Annotated in this window: 12 protein-coding genes; 4 read left to right on the top strand and 8 right to left on the bottom strand. The window is 60.9% G+C overall.

The features are described from left to right. Window positions 1–678: 678 nt before the first annotated feature. The 3 genes from styD to PQQ52_RS32940 form a co-directional block, all read right to left on the bottom strand. Window positions 679–2,160: a phenylacetaldehyde dehydrogenase StyD gene (gene styD, locus PQQ52_RS32950; RefSeq protein ID WP_408220941.1), complete on the bottom strand. Its 1,482-nt coding sequence runs from the start codon at window positions 2,158–2,160 to the stop codon at window positions 679–681. 187 nt (window positions 2,161–2,347) lie between these two features. Next, window positions 2,348–3,391 carry a hypothetical protein gene (locus tag PQQ52_RS32945; protein ID WP_408220939.1) on the bottom strand — a complete coding sequence of 348 codons (1,044 nt, stop codon included), beginning with the start codon at window positions 3,389–3,391 and terminating at the stop codon, window positions 2,348–2,350. A 349-nt stretch (window positions 3,392–3,740) separates the two neighbouring features. Next, the gene (locus PQQ52_RS32940) at window positions 3,741–5,726 is read right to left on the bottom strand and encodes a primary-amine oxidase (protein ID WP_408220937.1); all 1,986 of its coding nucleotides are present in this window, start codon (window positions 5,724–5,726) and stop codon (window positions 3,741–3,743) included. Window positions 5,727–5,926: 200 nt separating this feature from the next. On the opposite strand from PQQ52_RS32940, the gene PQQ52_RS32935 reads away from it, so the two are divergent. From PQQ52_RS32935 to PQQ52_RS32925, 3 genes are all read left to right on the top strand, one after another. Then, window positions 5,927–6,925 carry an AraC family transcriptional regulator gene (locus PQQ52_RS32935; protein ID WP_408220935.1) on the top strand — a complete coding sequence of 333 codons (999 nt, stop codon included), beginning with the start codon at window positions 5,927–5,929 and terminating at the stop codon, window positions 6,923–6,925. A gap of 286 nt (window positions 6,926–7,211) precedes the next feature. Further along, entirely contained in the window at window positions 7,212–8,663 is a 1,452-nt protein-coding gene (locus PQQ52_RS32930) for an APC family permease (protein ID WP_408220933.1), read from the top strand. A 176-nt stretch (window positions 8,664–8,839) separates the two neighbouring features. Further along, on the top strand, window positions 8,840–10,054 hold the full coding sequence (locus PQQ52_RS32925; protein ID WP_408220931.1) for a porin: 1,215 nt from the start codon (window positions 8,840–8,842) through the stop codon (window positions 10,052–10,054). 81 nt (window positions 10,055–10,135) lie between these two features. On the opposite strand, the gene PQQ52_RS32920 is transcribed toward PQQ52_RS32925, so the two are convergent. Both PQQ52_RS32920 and tam read right to left on the bottom strand, forming a co-directional pair. Further along, entirely contained in the window at window positions 10,136–10,501 is a 366-nt protein-coding gene (locus PQQ52_RS32920) for a hypothetical protein (protein WP_408220929.1), read from the bottom strand. Window positions 10,502–10,663: 162 nt separating this feature from the next. Continuing rightward, window positions 10,664–11,440: a trans-aconitate 2-methyltransferase gene (gene tam, locus PQQ52_RS32915; RefSeq protein ID WP_408220927.1), complete on the bottom strand. Its 777-nt coding sequence runs from the start codon at window positions 11,438–11,440 to the stop codon at window positions 10,664–10,666. Window positions 11,441–11,588: 148 nt separating this feature from the next. Between tam and PQQ52_RS32910 the strand changes: the two genes are divergently transcribed. Then, window positions 11,589–12,485 (top strand): LysR family transcriptional regulator, encoded by an 897-nt coding sequence (locus tag PQQ52_RS32910; RefSeq protein WP_408220925.1) that lies wholly within the window; start codon window positions 11,589–11,591, stop codon window positions 12,483–12,485. Window positions 12,486–12,598: 113 nt separating this feature from the next. Here PQQ52_RS32910 and PQQ52_RS32905 read toward each other — a convergent pair whose 3' ends face one another. The 3 genes from PQQ52_RS32905 to PQQ52_RS32895 all read right to left on the bottom strand — a co-directional run bounded on the left by PQQ52_RS32905 (window position 12,599) and on the right by PQQ52_RS32895 (window position 16,111). Beyond that, window positions 12,599–13,246, bottom strand: coding sequence for a GntR family transcriptional regulator (locus PQQ52_RS32905; RefSeq protein ID WP_408220923.1), 648 nt, complete (start codon window positions 13,244–13,246; stop codon window positions 12,599–12,601). 113 nt (window positions 13,247–13,359) lie between these two features. Beyond that, the gene (locus PQQ52_RS32900) at window positions 13,360–14,721 is read right to left on the bottom strand and encodes an aspartate aminotransferase family protein (RefSeq protein WP_408220921.1); all 1,362 of its coding nucleotides are present in this window, start codon (window positions 14,719–14,721) and stop codon (window positions 13,360–13,362) included. A 40-nt stretch (window positions 14,722–14,761) separates the two neighbouring features. After that, on the bottom strand, window positions 14,762–16,111 hold the full coding sequence (locus PQQ52_RS32895; RefSeq protein ID WP_408220919.1) for a glutamine synthetase family protein: 1,350 nt from the start codon (window positions 16,109–16,111) through the stop codon (window positions 14,762–14,764). Window positions 16,112–16,187 lie beyond the last annotated feature (76 nt).

The following is a 16,187-nucleotide window of genomic DNA, read 5'->3' as shown; positions in this document are numbered from 1 at the left end:
TGGGCCCCCCGCACAGTTGCGGTAGTGGCACATCTGGAATCCGTGTCCTCGCACATTCGACGTGAGTGACGAGGGGCTCGTCAGCTCCCACTCCGCACTGCGTGCGTCGCGGATGGGTCTGCATGGGAAACCAAGGGGGCTGTTGGCCGCGGTGGGGCTTCGACTTCGCCTCGGCGTCAGCGGACTCAGTGTCTCAGAATCGTCGCCGATACCCAACATAGTTAGCGGCATACGAAGCGTGGCCGGGTGCAAAAATGGTAAGCCGTCTTTTGAAGTGCCGTGGGCATCAAATACGGCAGGCAGCTTCGAGAGAGGCCGGTGGATTCGAGCACGGCAGGCAGCCTTGTGAGGTACTGCTGCGCGAAAAAAGCGGTGGGTCGTGAGTGAAGTACCGCGTCGGCGCGCGCAGCGCCGCCGGAGGTATGACGCCCTTGTCACTCACGCCGAATGTGCGGGGACACGGATTCCAGATGCACCACTACCGTGACTGTGCGGGAGACCCGCTTATGAGCTAGCGGTTTGAGCTGCTTTCTTTTGCCTACTTTTCTTTGCAGCAGGCAAAGAAAAGTAGGTGCCTGCCCCGCACAGGGGCGACGCTAATAAACCACTAAGAATTCAAGGAAAGGCCAACGCCGCAGGCAAACAGACGAAACAGGCGCCGCGCAGACAATACCCCCGTCAATAAGCAATACAAACAGACTTGATTTCAGTATAGGAATCAACGATAGCCTTCCCATGTTCGCGTCCAATCCCGGACGCCTTGAACCCGCCGAATGGCATGGCGGGATCAACCATGTTGTGCGTGTTAACCCAAACGGTTCCCGCTTCGATGCCGTCAACCAGCCTTAACGCCTTGTCGAGCTGATTCGTCCACACACTCGCGCCAAGACCATATTCCGATGCGTTGGCCTGCGTCAGGACCTCGTCGATATCGTCATAAGGCATTGCCACCAGCACCGGCCCGAATACCTCCTCCCTGACCACGGAAAGCGGCTTGCATGTGCGATTGGCAATGACCGTCGGGCGGACAAAGAAGCCATCCGCATCAACGGCCGCGTCACGCGACAGGATCTCGCCGCCTTCCTGTCTGCCTTGCGCAATCATTCCCATGACCTTGTCGCGGTGCCGTGCGGAAACCATCGGTCCCATCTGCGTCGCTGCATCGAACCCGGAACCCAATGCAATGCTGTCAGCCACCGCCGCAATGCCTTGTACGACTTCGTCATAGATCGATCGCGCAACGTACAGGCGAGAACCCGCGGTGCAGACCTGTCCGTGGTTGAAGAAAATCGCGCCGGCAGCGCCTTCAATCGCTTTCTTCGGATCACAATCGTCCAGCACGATCACCGGGCTCTTGCCACCCAGTTCCAGCGACGCCCGTTTCAGATCGCTAGCGCATTGGCGGCCGATGATGCGGCCCACTTCGGTCGATCCCGTGAAGGTGACTTTGTTCACCATGGGATGCTTGACTAGCGCTGCGCCGGCGGTCTCGCCGCGGCCGGTGACGACGTTGAATACGCCCGGCGGGAAGCCGGCTTCGTGGGCCAGTTCGGCCAGGCGGATCGCCGTCAGCGGCGTTTCCTCGGCGGGTTTCAGCACTACCGTGCAGCCGCATGCCAGCGCTGGGGCGATTTTCCATACTGCCATCAGAAGCGGGAAATTCCACGGGACGATTGCGGCGACGACGCCCGCCGGGACGCGCTTTGTTGAGGCGTTGTAGCGGGTGCCGGGCGGGAAGGGGATCGACAGATCGAAGGTGGTGCCCTCGATTTTGGTGGCCCAGCCAGCCATGTAGCGCAGCCATTGGACGCTGCCTGAGACTTCCAGCATCTTGGAGAAGGCGATTAGTTTTCCCTGGTTCAGGGTTTCTAGTGCGGCGAGTTCGTCGGTGTGTTGTTCGACCAGGTCGGCTAGCTTTAGTAGCAAGCGTTCACGGGCGGTTGGCGGCATTCTGCGCCAGGTGTCTGACTCGAAGGCTGCTTTGGAGGTTTTGACCGCGTGGTCGATGTCTGATTCTGACGCGTCTGGGAGGTGGGCTAGTTGTTCTCCTGTTGCCGGGTTGTAGATGGGGAAGGTTTTGCCTGCGGCGCTTGTGGTTTTTTCGCCGTTGATGAACATTGTTTTTGGTAGCTGCGCTGTTTGGATTTTCTGTTCGGTCATGGTTCGTCTCCGTCGGGGGGATGTTGGCGGTGCTATTCGGTTGTTGCTTTGTTGCTCTGTTGCTCTGTTGCTTGCCTTGGGTTTTGGCCTTTCCTTGAATTGTTTGTGGTTTATTAGCGTTCCCCCTGTGCGGGGGGCACGTACTTTTCTTTGCCGCCGCAAAGAAAAGTAGGCAAAAGAAAGCGGCTCACACCACGCCTGCTAAGCGGGTCCCGCAGCTCTCAGACGGTAGTGGAACATCTGGAATCTGTGTTCTCGTACATTCGGCATTCGTGACAAGGGAGTCATACTTCCCGACTTGCACTTTGTGCTCGTCGGAAGAGTCTGCCTCTGCCTCGCGGGAGAGGTGGTTTGGCTGCTCGCGGTGTGCTTTTCTTTCGAACCAGTTGGTTGCTAATGCGCCGGCGCATATCACGTTCGTGATCGCGCTTAGCGCATACAGCACGATGAATCCGTCGCCGAAAAAGTAGGGCGTTGTCGATAACGTCGCTCCCAACACCATGCCGATGTGGTGGGCCGCGCCGGGACAACCCGTGCTCAATGCGCCGCGTGATTTTCTCCGCAGTTTCATGAGCGCCGGAATCGTCAGACAGTCGAGAATCAGAAATATCTTTCCTGCAAGTAGTGCCAGTGTTGGACTGTCCACGGATGCAAGGACCCCAATTAACGCCGCTCGTAGCACGTACAGCACAATCAACATTCGGTTGCTATCGCCAGAACGGTCGGCGATGAATGCCATCGCGCAAACGGCACCCACCGAAAGCAAGATCTGCCATACCGCTGGTGTGCCACTCATGCCGCAAATCGCAAACAACTGGAAACGCGCGAGACTGCCGCTCGATAGGCCCGCAAGCAATGCGAGCAGCGCCGTCGTGCCGATCGCGTGGATGACCTTGGCAGACTGGTCCGTGTCTTGATTCGCGTGTTGATTCCGATCGAAGTCCGCAGGAGGCAAGGCTGGCACGCCAGCAAAATGCTGCCCGTACAACAGCAATGCGCCACCTGCTGCCACAAACAACTCAGCTATCGTGGTGGAATGATCCAATCCACTCACATACGCAGGCACGACGACCATTGCACTCATCGCGGCAATCAGCGTCACCGCCGTTGCAAGCGTGGTGTGCGGTTTGGACATGCGTGACACCAACAACGGCACGATCGTCATCGTTGCCAACGCCAACACGCTCATCCACAGCGCGTTGGCTCGTTGACTAAGACCGGCTTGGGTCACCAGGGTCGCGGAGCCGCTCACGACCAACACACAGGCCGTCCCGCTAACGCTCGCAATTAGAGCGCGCGCGGCGCCACGCACGCCCACTATTAGTCCGCGTGCCGCACCGCCCACGCTTGCCATCGACACACGCGCTGCCCGACTCGTGCTCGCAATTAACCCGCGTGCCATGCCCCTCGCGCACGCAATCCGCCCGTGCACCGCACTGCCCACGTCCGCACTCCGCATGCGTGCCACGCCGCCTTCGCTTGAAGTCAGCCGGCGCTCCACGCTGCACGCGATCTCGGGACGCACGCATGTCGCGTCGGTCAAGCGTGCAGCAGCGAGCCGTTCGCCGCGCGTCGCCGAATCAGCGCTTGCAGCAGCCATGATCCGTGGACTTGCCGTCTTCAACGCTGTTCTGATCACGCTCGGACGGCAAGTCCATCGTCGGGTTGGCGGAGAAGAAGTTGTTCGGCTTGAGCATGAAGCCGGCGTATTCCACCGGCATCACCGGGAAGTCCTCGGGTTTGCACACGTGCGTGTGACCGAAGCTGTGCCACAAGACGATGTCTTCATTCTCGATGTTGCGGTTCGCCTCGATGTAGCGCGGCAAACCATCACCACCCGCATGCTGGTTCGGATAGTCGCCGCTCGCGTAGCGCTCGGCGGAGTCGAATGGTGTGACCCACACGTGACGTGTCGCAAAGCCGCCGCGTTGGCGGACCTTCGAGCGCTCGTCGGCCAGCATCAGCGGGGAGTCGTTGACGATCAGCTTGTAGCCCGGATTCGCACCGACAGCGTTCTTCACGTTCGGGTTGGTCACCTTCCAGTAGCGTCCCGTGCCACCGTTCGCAAGGCGCGCGGCTTCGCCCTCCGTCTTGAACACGCGCCTGGTGGTGTCGAAGACGTTGCCGTACGGATTCGTTTCGCCCATCGGACGCGGTACGAATTCGTGCTCGCTGACGGTGTTGCGTTCGCCGTCCACCATCATGTGCATCCGTGCATTAAAGAAATGCTGGTGGGTCGGGCCACCGAGATTCTCGGTGATCATGCCGCCCCACGGATACGTGTCGCCGTGGGCCACCGCCGACGTTTGTACGATGCCAGTCAGCTTGCATTCGAGTTGAATCGTGCCGTCCTGATACAGGTACCAGTAGAAACCGTAGTCGTAGTTGCCCACCGTCGCGAAAAACGAGATCACAAGGCGTCGCGACCGGCGCATTTCGAAGACGCCGGTACGGAATTCATAGTGCTTCCACAGGGTGCCGTAGTCTTCTTCGTGCATGCACACGGCGTTCTTCATCAGGAACGCATTGCCGAAATCGTCGGCTGACGGGATGTCGAAATAGCGAATCGTGCCGAGACAATCGCAACCGAGTTCAAGTTGATTCGCCAGTTTGCCAAGGCCGTATTCGCCGGCATCGAATGCGCTTTTCCAGTAGTGATTCGTGCTCGGATCGGAGTAGGGCACGCACATCTCCGTCACACTCGCACGGTAGATGATCGGCCGCGTGTTCTTGCCGTCGTCCCATGACAGTTGATGCAGCACCAGCCCTTCGCGCGGCGTGAAGCCGACCCGGAAGTTCCAGTTCTGCCAGCTCACATGCCAGCCGTCGATCTTGAAGCTTGGGCCCTCGGGTTGACTGATCGACAGCGGTTTGAGCGTGTTGCGTGGCTCGCCGAGGCTCGGCGTGTCGTAGTTGTGCTTCGCACGCGGAATCGGGATGATGCGGCCGTCGTCCACCAGCTCGATCACTTTCTTCTCGAGCAGATCGACTACCGCCACCACGCCCTCGATCGGATGCGCGTAGCCGTTGTCGGTCACGGTTTCGCGGTAGTAACTCACGCAACGCACAAGGCGCCGGCCATTCTCGTTCTCCCGGTCGAAGCAGCCGGCGGAAAACGGATCGACCTGGACGCGCTCCAGATCCTTCTCGGTCAGACCGCGTTTCATCACGGCAACGCGCCAGGCGTCGTCGCCCTTGACGATCTGCTCGGCGTTCATGAAATCTTCGATCATGATCGGCGGTTGGCCGTAAGGCGCCTGATCGAACGGCAGCACGTTGCGCGAGGCGACTCTCTTCTCTCTCAGATCCACATTGAATTCAGTGGTCGTCCCATTCGTGCGGTCGATTGCCAGTACGAACGCCGTGCGCGAAAAATATTCGCCGGACTTGAATGCGAGCACTTCAGCCTTCGGCGGCTCACGCAATTCGACCATCGGAAAGCGGACCTGCGCGTCGAGGTTTTCGGCGGCCTTCACGAGATCGCAGGCAAGCTGCATTTCGTCCGGACTCAGCGGATCGAGCGGATGAACGGGGGCGTGAGCGGCTTTCGTGGCATTCGTGTTCATAGGGTTCCCGTAAGGAGTGTGCTGGACCAGACTGCGTGCCGGCGATGCTGAATGAAGCGCGGCGAACGCTGAGTCGATGGCCAATCGTAGGAACCCAATATTATTTTCGCGCTTGCTTATCGCGCCAAATGAACGATAAAGTGCGCCAGGTTCAATGACACGGCAGTACATTAGCGAAGACTTGAGAGGAGACGCTCTGCATGAAAAAAGTCACGCTCAACGGCAGTTTCCCGATGATCCGCGGCGCGGTAATGGGACCGGTTGTGCGCGCACTCGATGCATCAGGCGCCAATTGCGACGCCCTGCTTGAAGCGTTCGGCATGAGCCGCAAGCTCCTGTCGAATCCGTATGAAATCCTGCCGCTCACGCGTTATGTGGCGGCATTCGAGCGTGCGGCTGAAGTACTCGCAGAACCCTCGCTCGGCTTGCGTCTCGGTAGTGAATTGCAAGTAACGGAGCTTGGGCCGGTGGGGCTCGTGTTTCTCTCGTCACCGACCTTGAATGCGGCGATACGCAAGTTTTCGCTCGCGCTCGCGTCGTGGCAGAACACCACCAGCTGCGAGTTGCTGCGCGATGGCGAATGGCCGGTCTGGACCTATCAGATCGCCAATCCGCAAATCTGGCCGCGCCAGCAGGACGCGCAATACAGCCTTTCGACGATGTGCCATATGATCCGGCTCGTGCGCGGCGCGGCATGGAATCCGGTCGAAGTGCATTTCGAACACGCCGCGCCTGCCGACCTCAAACCCTATGCGCGTAATTTCCGCGCACCGGTGCGCTTTCATCAGCCTTTCAATGGTGTGATTCTGCGTCCGCAAGATCTTGATGCGCCGCTCAAGAGCGCAGACACGCAGATGGCGCGCATGATGGAGCGCCATGCGACCGACCTGATTGCGCGCGACGCGGTGCCCCACAGCATCGTTGAACAGGTGCGCGATCTGGTGATGCGGCGGCTAGCGCACGAAAAGCTGATCGTCGCCGACATCGCGAAGGATCTCGGTCTCTCGCATCGCTCGCTGCAACGGCATCTGGCCGAGGCAGGGACTTCCGTGCGGCAGATCGTGCGCGAAGAGCGGCAGCGTAGTGTGGAAGGACTGCTTGAACATGACGGGCTCACCAATGCGGAGATCGCTCGCGCCGTAGGTTATGCCGACGCAACCGTGCTGTGGCGCGCCACGCGCAACTGGAAAAAACAATAAAAGGGGGTGATGCGATTGTTGTCATTCTGAAAGCACGCGAAAGCGCAATCGTCACACGAAAAAGCTTCAGGTTCCTAAGTATTCGCTGCGAACCGTAGTGCCTGACACGCTCACGAGCATTGGCGCAAATTATCGAAAATTTGGCGCAATTCGCGAAGTCGTTTTATTTTTTAGCTACCTACCATGCGCTCACACCGAATCATCGAACGTCGGTCGACCGAGCGCCTTGACCAGCATTTCCAGGGTTCAGGCGAGTTCCAGACTAGCCAACAAAATAGAGGCAGCGATGAATGAACCCTATTCTCCGACCCGTTTGATCGACGCGGAGAACCCCGTGAAACTGAAGGGCAATACGCTAGGCTTGTGGCAGATCGTGTTCCTTGTGATTTCCGCAGCCGCACCGCTGACGGGGATGCTCGGCGCGGTGCCGCCCGCGATCAGCCTGGGCAATGGCGCAGGCATTCCGGGCGCGTTCGTGATTGCCGGCATCGTGCTGCTGATTTTCAGCGTGGGTTTTGCGTCAATGAGCCGGCACGTGGTGCGCGCCGGTGCGTTCTACGCGTACATCACGGCCGGACTCGGACGGCCGTTGGGCATGGCCGGCGCACTCGTCGCGCTGATGTCGTACACCTTCATCCAGATCGCGCTGTATGGGTTGTTTGGATTCTTCTGCACGGTGATTCTTTCTCCACTCCTGCATACCGCAATGCCCTGGTACGGCTATTCGCTGATCTGCGTGGCAGTGGTGCAATTCACTGGCATCCGCGGTATCGATCTGAATAGCCGGCTACTCGGCGTGCTGATGTGTCTCGAACTGGGCATTCTGCTGCTGCTTGCCATTGCGATCGTCGTGCATGGCGGTGGCCCGAACGGCCTCACGCTCGCGCCGTTCACACCGGAGCACGTGTTCAGCGGCCACCTCGGCATTGCCGTGATGTTCGCCTTCGCGTCGTTTATCGGTTTCGAAGCGACGGCGATTTACGGCAAGGAATGCCGGGACCCGAAGGTGACCGTGCCGCGCGCGACGTATGTCTCGGTGATACTGATTCTCGTGTTCTTCGCCTTCGTTACGTGGACGATTGTTTGCGCGTACGGACTGAACGACGTGGTCGCGGTCGCGACGAAACAGCCGGGCGATTTCTGGTTCATTCAATCCGGCAAGTACCTGGGCGGTGCGGTAACGACGGTGATGAGCTTCCTGCTGCTCAGCAGTATCTTTGCGAGTCTGCTGTCATTTCATAACACGCTGGTGCGCTATATCCACGCGCTGAGCCTGGAGGGCATCCTGCCGCAAGCGCTCAACCGGGTGCACGAAAAATACCGTTCGCCGTATGTGGCTAGCTATCTGCAGACGTTCTCCGTGTGCGTCCTGCTCGGGCTCTTCATCGCGGCGGGCAGCGATGCGTTCAACATCGTTTTCAGCTGGAGTTCGGCGCTCGGCACGATCGGTATCGTGATGCTGCAAGCGGTGACGAGTTTTTCCGTCATCGCGTTCTTCCGCAAGACGCGCAAGGACACACGCGTATGGCACTCGTTTCTCGCGCCCCTGGTGGGCGGCATCGGCCTGCTGTATATCGGCGTGATTCTGGTGCGCAATCTCGATGCGCTCAGCGGCTCCGACAGCCCGATCGTCAGGTCTTTCCCCTGGATCGTATTCGCGGTGGCGCTCTTCGGCGTCGTGGCCGGTTTCATCTTGCGTAAGAAGCGGCCAGACATCTACGCGCGCTTCGGGCAGTAATCGAACAGCGCGCAAGGCACTCAGCGCGCGCCCCGTCTCGTCACGTTCTAACGATCGACTGCTGCCGTTCATTCCCGAGCGGCAGCGGAGCGCTGTCGTTCGTCTGGTTCGGCGGGTTCGGCCGGGTCGTCCTGCTGGTTCTCGCTGATTTCACCACTCAACTTTCGACAAAAAATATGGCACACAAATTCGTCAAGCGCTCGGCGCTTGCGCTGGCCGCGTGCGGCCTCGCGATGGGCGCGCATGCGCAATCTTCGGTGACGCTCTATGGCACGGTCGACGCCGGCGTCGTCTACACGACCAACCAGCAGACAACGCTCGCCGACGGCAGCACCAACGGCCACGCGAATTACCAACTGGCGGGCGGCAACCTGGTGCCTTCGCGGTGGGGCTTGATGGGCACCGAGGATATCGGGGGCGGCACCACGGTAAACTTCACGTTGGAGAATAGCTTTCTGATCGGCAACGGCGCGATGGTGCAATCGAATACGCTATTCAACCGCAACGCATGGGTCGGTTTGAACAACGGCACGTACGGAGCACTGACATTCGGCCGTCAATACGATCCGTTTTCCGACTACATGGGCGCCTATGCATCGAGCAATAACTGGGCGACGTTGTACGGCTCGCATTTCGGCGACGTCGACAACCTCAACGAAGCGTTCAACTTCAACAACTCGATCAAGTACATCAGCCCGAGCTTCGGCGGTTTGACGGTTGGCGGCCTGTTCAGCCTGGGTGGCGTCGCGGGGAATTTTTCGCAGAACAAGGGCTGGGCGCTGGCGGCGAATTACGCACAGGGGCCCCTGTCGTTGAGCGCGGGGTATCTTGAGTTGAATCAGCCGTTGCAGGCGGCCTTAGGCGGTACTGCAGGATATATCGGCGATTTCAGCTGCGCGAATGCCGGCGCGTCGTATTGTCTGCTGCAGCAGGCGAGCAAGGTGAGGATTTTCGGAGCAGGGGGCTCGTATGCGTTCGGCAAGGCGAGCGTGGCAGTGAGCTATACGCATACGCGTCTGTCGCAGAGCCAGTATTTCGCAAGCGTGGCGAACCCTGCCGGGGCCGATATTTCATTCGACATTGCCGAACTGAACACGACCTATATGCTCGCGCCTGATTTGCAGTTGGGTCTGGCGTATATCTTCAACGACGCCAAGCCGAGCGGCGGAGCTTCGACGCGCGTGCATCAGATCAATCTGGGTGCGGTGTACAGCCTGTCGAAGCGGACGGCGGTCTATGCGGTGGCGATCGGGCAGAAATCTTCCGGTGCGGGACTGGGGATCAATCCGTCGACGGGGCAAACGGAGAATCTGGCGCAGATTCCGAATATCGTCAATTCGGATACGGATAAACAACTCTCCGTGATCGTTGGCGTGCGGCACAATTTCTGATCTGCCCGCGCGGCGCTGGCATACAGATCAACGCAGCCAGCGCCATATGGCGAATCACTCAACGTGCCACGCGGGAAAACGCTAATCCGCCACGCGTTTGTCCGCAAGCGCGCTCTGGCAATCCGCCAGTACCTGCTTCACCAGCCGCGCTTGAGGGTCAAGCTCGTCGGTATCGAGAATCTCCTCGACAGCGTCCCGCGCCCAGTCGGCATCGACAAAATTCGCGTGCCGCCGCGCAATCTCCAGTGCGGTTGCCGACAGTCTGGCGATACTCAACCAGTCTGCTTCCCGCGACCGGAGGTCGAGCCACTTATGGGCGGCCTGCACCTGAAACGCCGCGTCGGGCCAGTCCTCATTCAGGTAATAAGCGCCAAGGGACCCGCATGTGAGCCAGCACAACAGCTCCAAACGGTCACGTGGACTCAGATGATGGCGTACATCACTCATGGCGACGCTCGCTGCTGTAATTTGCGTTCCGGTCAGGACGGCAAGCCGTCCTCCGCTTCTGTTACACAATATCACGCAGTATTCACGAGCGGCAATTCCTGACTGACCCTGGCCACGCGGGCGCCACAAATACCACGCGGCGGCCGGGCCGGCGCCGCCGCACTAGCGCGTAGCAACGATAAAGAGGCGCGGAAAGGGCAACAGCACGGTGCCGTCTGCGAGAGCCGGATACGCCCGCGCGATCTCACCCCGGTAGCGCTCCAGGAAGGGGCCTTCCTCGCTGTCGTCAAGTTCGTCCAGGAACGGTCTGAGCGCGCTGCCCTTGAACCATTCGACTACCGCGTCCGCGCCGCCGGCGAGCGGGTGATAGTAGACGGTACGCCACACGTCGACCCGCGCGCACAGCGGTTTGAGCAACGCGTAGTACCAGTCGGCGCCATAGCGCATGGTGCGCTCCACGCCCTTGAGTTTGTTTGCCCACGGGCCGTCCGCCGCGATTTCGCGCAACAGACGGTGCGCGGGTTCGTCGAGGTTGTCCGGCATTTGCACGGCGAGATTGCCGCCCGGCGCAAGTTTCTTCACCAGCGACGGAAATAGCTGCTCGTGATCCGGCACCCACTGCAGCACGGCATTGGCGAGGATCAGGTCGTAGGGGCCTGCGGCATCCCATGTTGCAATGTCGCTCACCTCGAACTGGAAGTGTGGCAGGCGTTTGCGGGCCGCCGCGATCATGTCGGCGGAACTGTCCAGACCGCTGACTGCCGCGCCGGGCAGGCGCGCCGCCAGCGCCTCGGTGGAATTGCCGGGGCCGCAGCCGATGTCGACCGCCACCCGCACGTCAGTTACCGGGACCGCCGCCAGCAGATCCCTGACCGGACGGGTGCGCTCGTTTTCGAACATCACATACTGTTTCGCATACCAATTTGTCGATGAAGTCATGTCACGGTCCTTTGCCTTGATTGCCGGGCCGGTTCTCGCTGACATCCGCGCCCAGTGTGCGGTGTCAAACCGATCCAATCCGCTTATTCTGTGCGGGGTCGAGGGTGGAGTAAAATGAATTTATCATTCCGATTCCTTCATTTTTCTAATGAAAATCGACACGCTCGGCGTACAGGCGTTTGTCGCGATTGCCGACCGGGGCAGCTTTCAAGGCGCCGCGGATTCTCTGCACGTCACGCAGACGGCCATTACGCAACGTCTGCGCAAGCTGGAAACGTTTCTCGGCGTCACGCTGATTGAACGGACGACGCGCTCCATGGCGCTTACCGAAATCGGCCGCAGTTTTCTGCCGCAGGCGCGCCGTTTGTTGGGCGAGCTTGCCGATGCGCTGGTGGAGATTCGTGAGACGGGCGTGGCCCGCCGGGGCGACGTATCGATCGCCTGCGTGCCGACGGTGGGCGTGCAGTATCTGCCGCGCATTCTGCAGGCGTATGCCGCGCGTTATCCGCATAACCGCATCAAGATTCTCGATCACGCGTCGTCTGCGGTGGAGGAGGCTGTGCTGCGCCGGGAGGTGGAGTTCGGCATCAATATCGCCGGCGAGCGTCATCCGGATCTCGCCAGCGTGCCGTTGACGGAAGATCGCTACGTGCTGATTTGCCATGAAGATCATCCTTTGGCAAAACGGCGGCGCATTGCGTGGCAGCAATTGCAACCGTATCCGCTGATCTTTGCCGGGGAGGTCAGCGGCAATCGCGCGTTGCTCGATGTCGCACTGGAAAAGAGTGCGCTGGCGCTGCGTTCCTTTTATGAAGTGCAACGCAGTTCGACCGCTGTCGGGTTGGTCGCTCAAGGGGTGGGCGCGGCCGTCGTGCCGGCGCTCGCCATTCAGAAGGGCGCGTATCCGACGGTTCGCACCGTCGAGCTCACGCATCCGGTGGTTTCGCGCACGCTCGTCCTCGTGGCGCGCAAGACCGCTCAACTTTCACCGGCGGCGCAGGCGCTTTACGACATGATTCTTGAGCAGGCTACGCTGAAAGCGTGATGCGGGGAGGAGACGCTGAGCCTAAACCTCAATCCCCCAAGTCTGATGCGCTGAGCTTGAGACTCCAAAGAGCCCCCCGAAACTGGACCCCAAGCCTAGGTCCAGCCCAGCCGCTACAAACACTGCGCACGCAAACAACTCGCCGCATGATTCAGATCGTCCTCAATCGCGCGTCGCACGCCGGCCGCGTCGCGCGCCTTTGCGGCGCTCAGCAAGTCGTCGTGCGCATCGTTGAGCGTGCTGGCAAACTGTGCATCGCCAAACAACAGATTCGAAATCGGCCCGACCTGCAGCCAGACTGTTTCGATCAACTCGAGCAGAAGCGGTGAGCCGGCCGCGCGGTACAGAATCAGATGGAATGCCTCGTTGGCGTCGAGATAGTCCTTGGCGTTAGTGGTGCGCAGCGCCCGCGCCATCTCCTCGTTCAGTGTGTCCAGCGTTTCCAGATCGCGCGCGCCCAGATGCGGCACGCCCAGTTCGGCGGCCTGGCCCTCGAGAATCAGGCGCACGCGCAGCACATCGTCGAATTGTTCTTTCGACAGGCGTGGCACGGTCACGCCGCAATTGGGCACGTTCACCAGCGCCGATTCGGCCGCGAGGCGCTGCAAGGCGGAGCGCACCGGCATCTCGCCCACCCCGAGTTCGGCGGCGACGTGACGGATCTTGATGCGCTCGCCCGGCACGAAGCGCCCGATTGTCAGCCATTGCCGCAGCGTTTCGTAAGTCTGGTCCTGCAGCGTGTGGTGGCGCGAAGTTTTCATAAAGCTCGGTGCTGGGCCGAAAAAGGCTGCAAGAGAGGCTGCAAAAAAGGCCGACGACCTGGCGCCGGCCGTGCTCGGTCAAACCACGATCTGAATGCGCTCAGCTTAATTCGTCAGTTCGTCAGTTCGGCAAGGCAGGCGTCGAACGTGGAAACCAGTCTGTCGACGTCCGCCGCCGATGTGTCGGGGCACACCAGGATCATGTTGTGAAACGGCGTGATCAGCACGCCGCGATTGAGCAGGTACAGATGCACGACATGCTCCAGTTCCGGGTCGAGCTGACGGCCGGCTTCGGCGCCGTTGCGCGGCGGTGTCAGCGTGAACTGGAATTCGGTGCGGGCGCCGACGCGCGTCACGCACCACGCGAGGCCGTGGCGCGCGATCGCACTTTTCAGGCCGGCCTCGATTCGCTCGGCGAGCGCGAACATGTGATCGTAGGCGGCATCGGTCATCACCTCGGCGAGCGTCGCGCGGATCGCGCTCATCGCCAGCATGTTCGCGGTGAGCGTCGTGCCGATGCCGGAGTGGCCGGGCGGTGCGCTGCGCTTGGCGTGCTGCGCGCGGGCTGCCAGTTCGGCGCTGAAACCGTACACCGCGCACGGAAAGCCGCCGCCCACCGGTTTGCCGAGGATGAACAGGTCGGGTTCGAGGCCGTACGCCGTTGAATAACCACCCGGTCCGCAACTGATGGTGTGGGTTTCATCGATGGCGAGCAGCGTGCCGTAGCGGCGCATCAGCGCCTGCGCTTGCCGCCAGTAGCCCGGTTCGGGCAGCACCATGCCGATGTTGGTCATCGCGGGTTCGGCCAGCACACAGGCGACGTCGCCGTCTTTCAGCGCGTTTTCCAGCGCGGCCAGGTCGTTGAATTCGATCACTCGCGTGGTGCCGAGCAGGTCGTGCACCTGGCCGATCAGGCTGTCGCGCTGTTGCGGCTTGCCGTCGACGAGATCGACGAACACGTCGTCCACGGTGCCGTGATAGCAGCCGTTGAAGATCACGATCTGCCGGCGTCCGGTCGCCGCGCGCGCCCAGCGCAACGCAAAGCGGTTGGCGTCGCTCGCCGTCATCGCGAACTGCCAGTAGGGCAGCCCGAAGCGGCGCGCGAGTTCTTCGCCGACCCACGCGGCGTCCTCGCCGGGCAGCATGGTCGTCAGTCCGCGTTCAGCCTGGGTAGCCAGCGCGCGGGCCACGGGGGCGGGCGAGTGGCCGAACATCGCGCCCGTGTCGCCAAGGCAGAAGTCCGCGTAGCGATGACCGTCCACGTCGGTAAACGAAGCGCCGCGGGCCTGATCGACATAAAGCGAGAAGGGCGTGGACCAGTCGTTCATCCAGTGCAGCGGTACGCCGAACAACAGATGGCGCGCGGCGCGTTCGGAGAGCGCGCGCGATGTCGGCATGGCCTCTGCAAACGCGCTGCGTTCGCGTTCGACAAGCGTCTGCGCACGCGCCCAGTTGATGCCATGACGGGTAGTCAAATCCGGCTTCTCCGCTGATATTTCCATAAACCGCCCGCGCTCAGACGAGCAGTTGCAGATGCTCGCGTTCCCACGCGGTAATGCCTTGCGAGAAGGTCTCGAACTCCGCCTCCTTTACCGCGCAATAGGCCTGAACGAACTTGTCGCCGAGTACATCCGCGAGTTCGGTGCACTTCAGGAGCGCCTTGAGCGCATCTTCGAGACCGCGCGGCAGTTCGTATTCGAGGTCGTAGGCACTTTCGATCATCGGCGCTGACGCCTGCTGCTGCTCTACCATGCCGAGATAGCCGCAGGCGAGGGTGGCCGCCATCGCCAGATACGGATTGACGTCGACCCCTGGCACGCGGTTTTCGAGCCGCCGTCCGTCCGGCCCGGAATTCGGCACGCGGATACCGCAGGTGCGGTTGTCGTACCCCCAGCGCACGTTGATCGGCGCGGCGGTGAAGCGCGACAGGCGCCGGTAGGAATTCACGTAGGGCGCGAACATCGGCATGGCTTGCGGCATGTACTTCTGCAAGCCGCCGATATAGTTGAAAAACAGCGGGCTCGCGGATCCGTCTGGCAGCGAAAAGATGTTCTCGCCAGTTTTGCTATCGACGATGCTCTGGTGAATATGCATCGCGCTGCCGGGCTCGTGCTCCATCGGCTTGGCCATGAAAGTCGCGAAAATGCCATGACGGAAGGCGGTTTCGCGCACCGCGCGTTTGAACAGGAACACGCGGTCGGCGAGATCGAGCGCGTCGCCATGCGAAAAGTTGATCTCCATCTGCCCCGCGCCGACTTCGTGCACGAGCGTTTCGACGCCAAGATGCGTGGTCTCGCAGAAGCGCGACAGGTCCTGGAAGAACGGATCGACTTCGTTGACGGCGTCGATCGAGAACGACTGGCGGCCGGCTTCGTGACGCCCCGCGCGGCCGAGCGGCGGGCGCAGCGGTTCATGCGGATTCTTGTTCTGCGCGATCAGGTAGAACTCCATCTCCGGCGCGACCACAGGGCGCCAGCCTTTGTCCTCATAGAGCTTCAGCACACGGCGCAACACCGCGCGTGGCGAAATGCCAATCGGCTGCCCGTCGAGTCCAACGCAATCGTGAATCACCACCGCGACCTGTTCGATGGCCCACGGCACGAGCCGTACCGTGTTCGGATCGGGGATGCAGACCATGTCGGGATCGCTTGGGCCCACAAAGCGCTCGAAATTCGCGAACTCGCCGTTGACGGTGATCATCAGCAGCGCATTCGACATGTGCATCTTGCCTTCCGAGAGAAACAGGTTCTTCGGCACGATCTTGCCGCGCGCGACGCCCGTCATGTCCGGTATCACGCATTCCACTTCATGGATGCGGTGATGCTCCAGGAATTCACGCAGGTCGGCGCGTAGGTCGCTTTGCAAGGTTGACTCCAGTCGGTTGATGAAGACGGCGCGACGCGCTGCCGGGTCGGGAAAGCGGACGTTTTGCATGATGGGA

The organism is Paraburkholderia sediminicola, assembly GCF_046030555.1.
Lineage (GTDB): Bacteria > Pseudomonadota > Gammaproteobacteria > Burkholderiales > Burkholderiaceae > Paraburkholderia > Paraburkholderia sediminicola_E.
The sequence above is the reverse complement of the archived record's forward strand: the minus strand, read 5'-3'. Positions and strand labels throughout refer to the sequence as shown.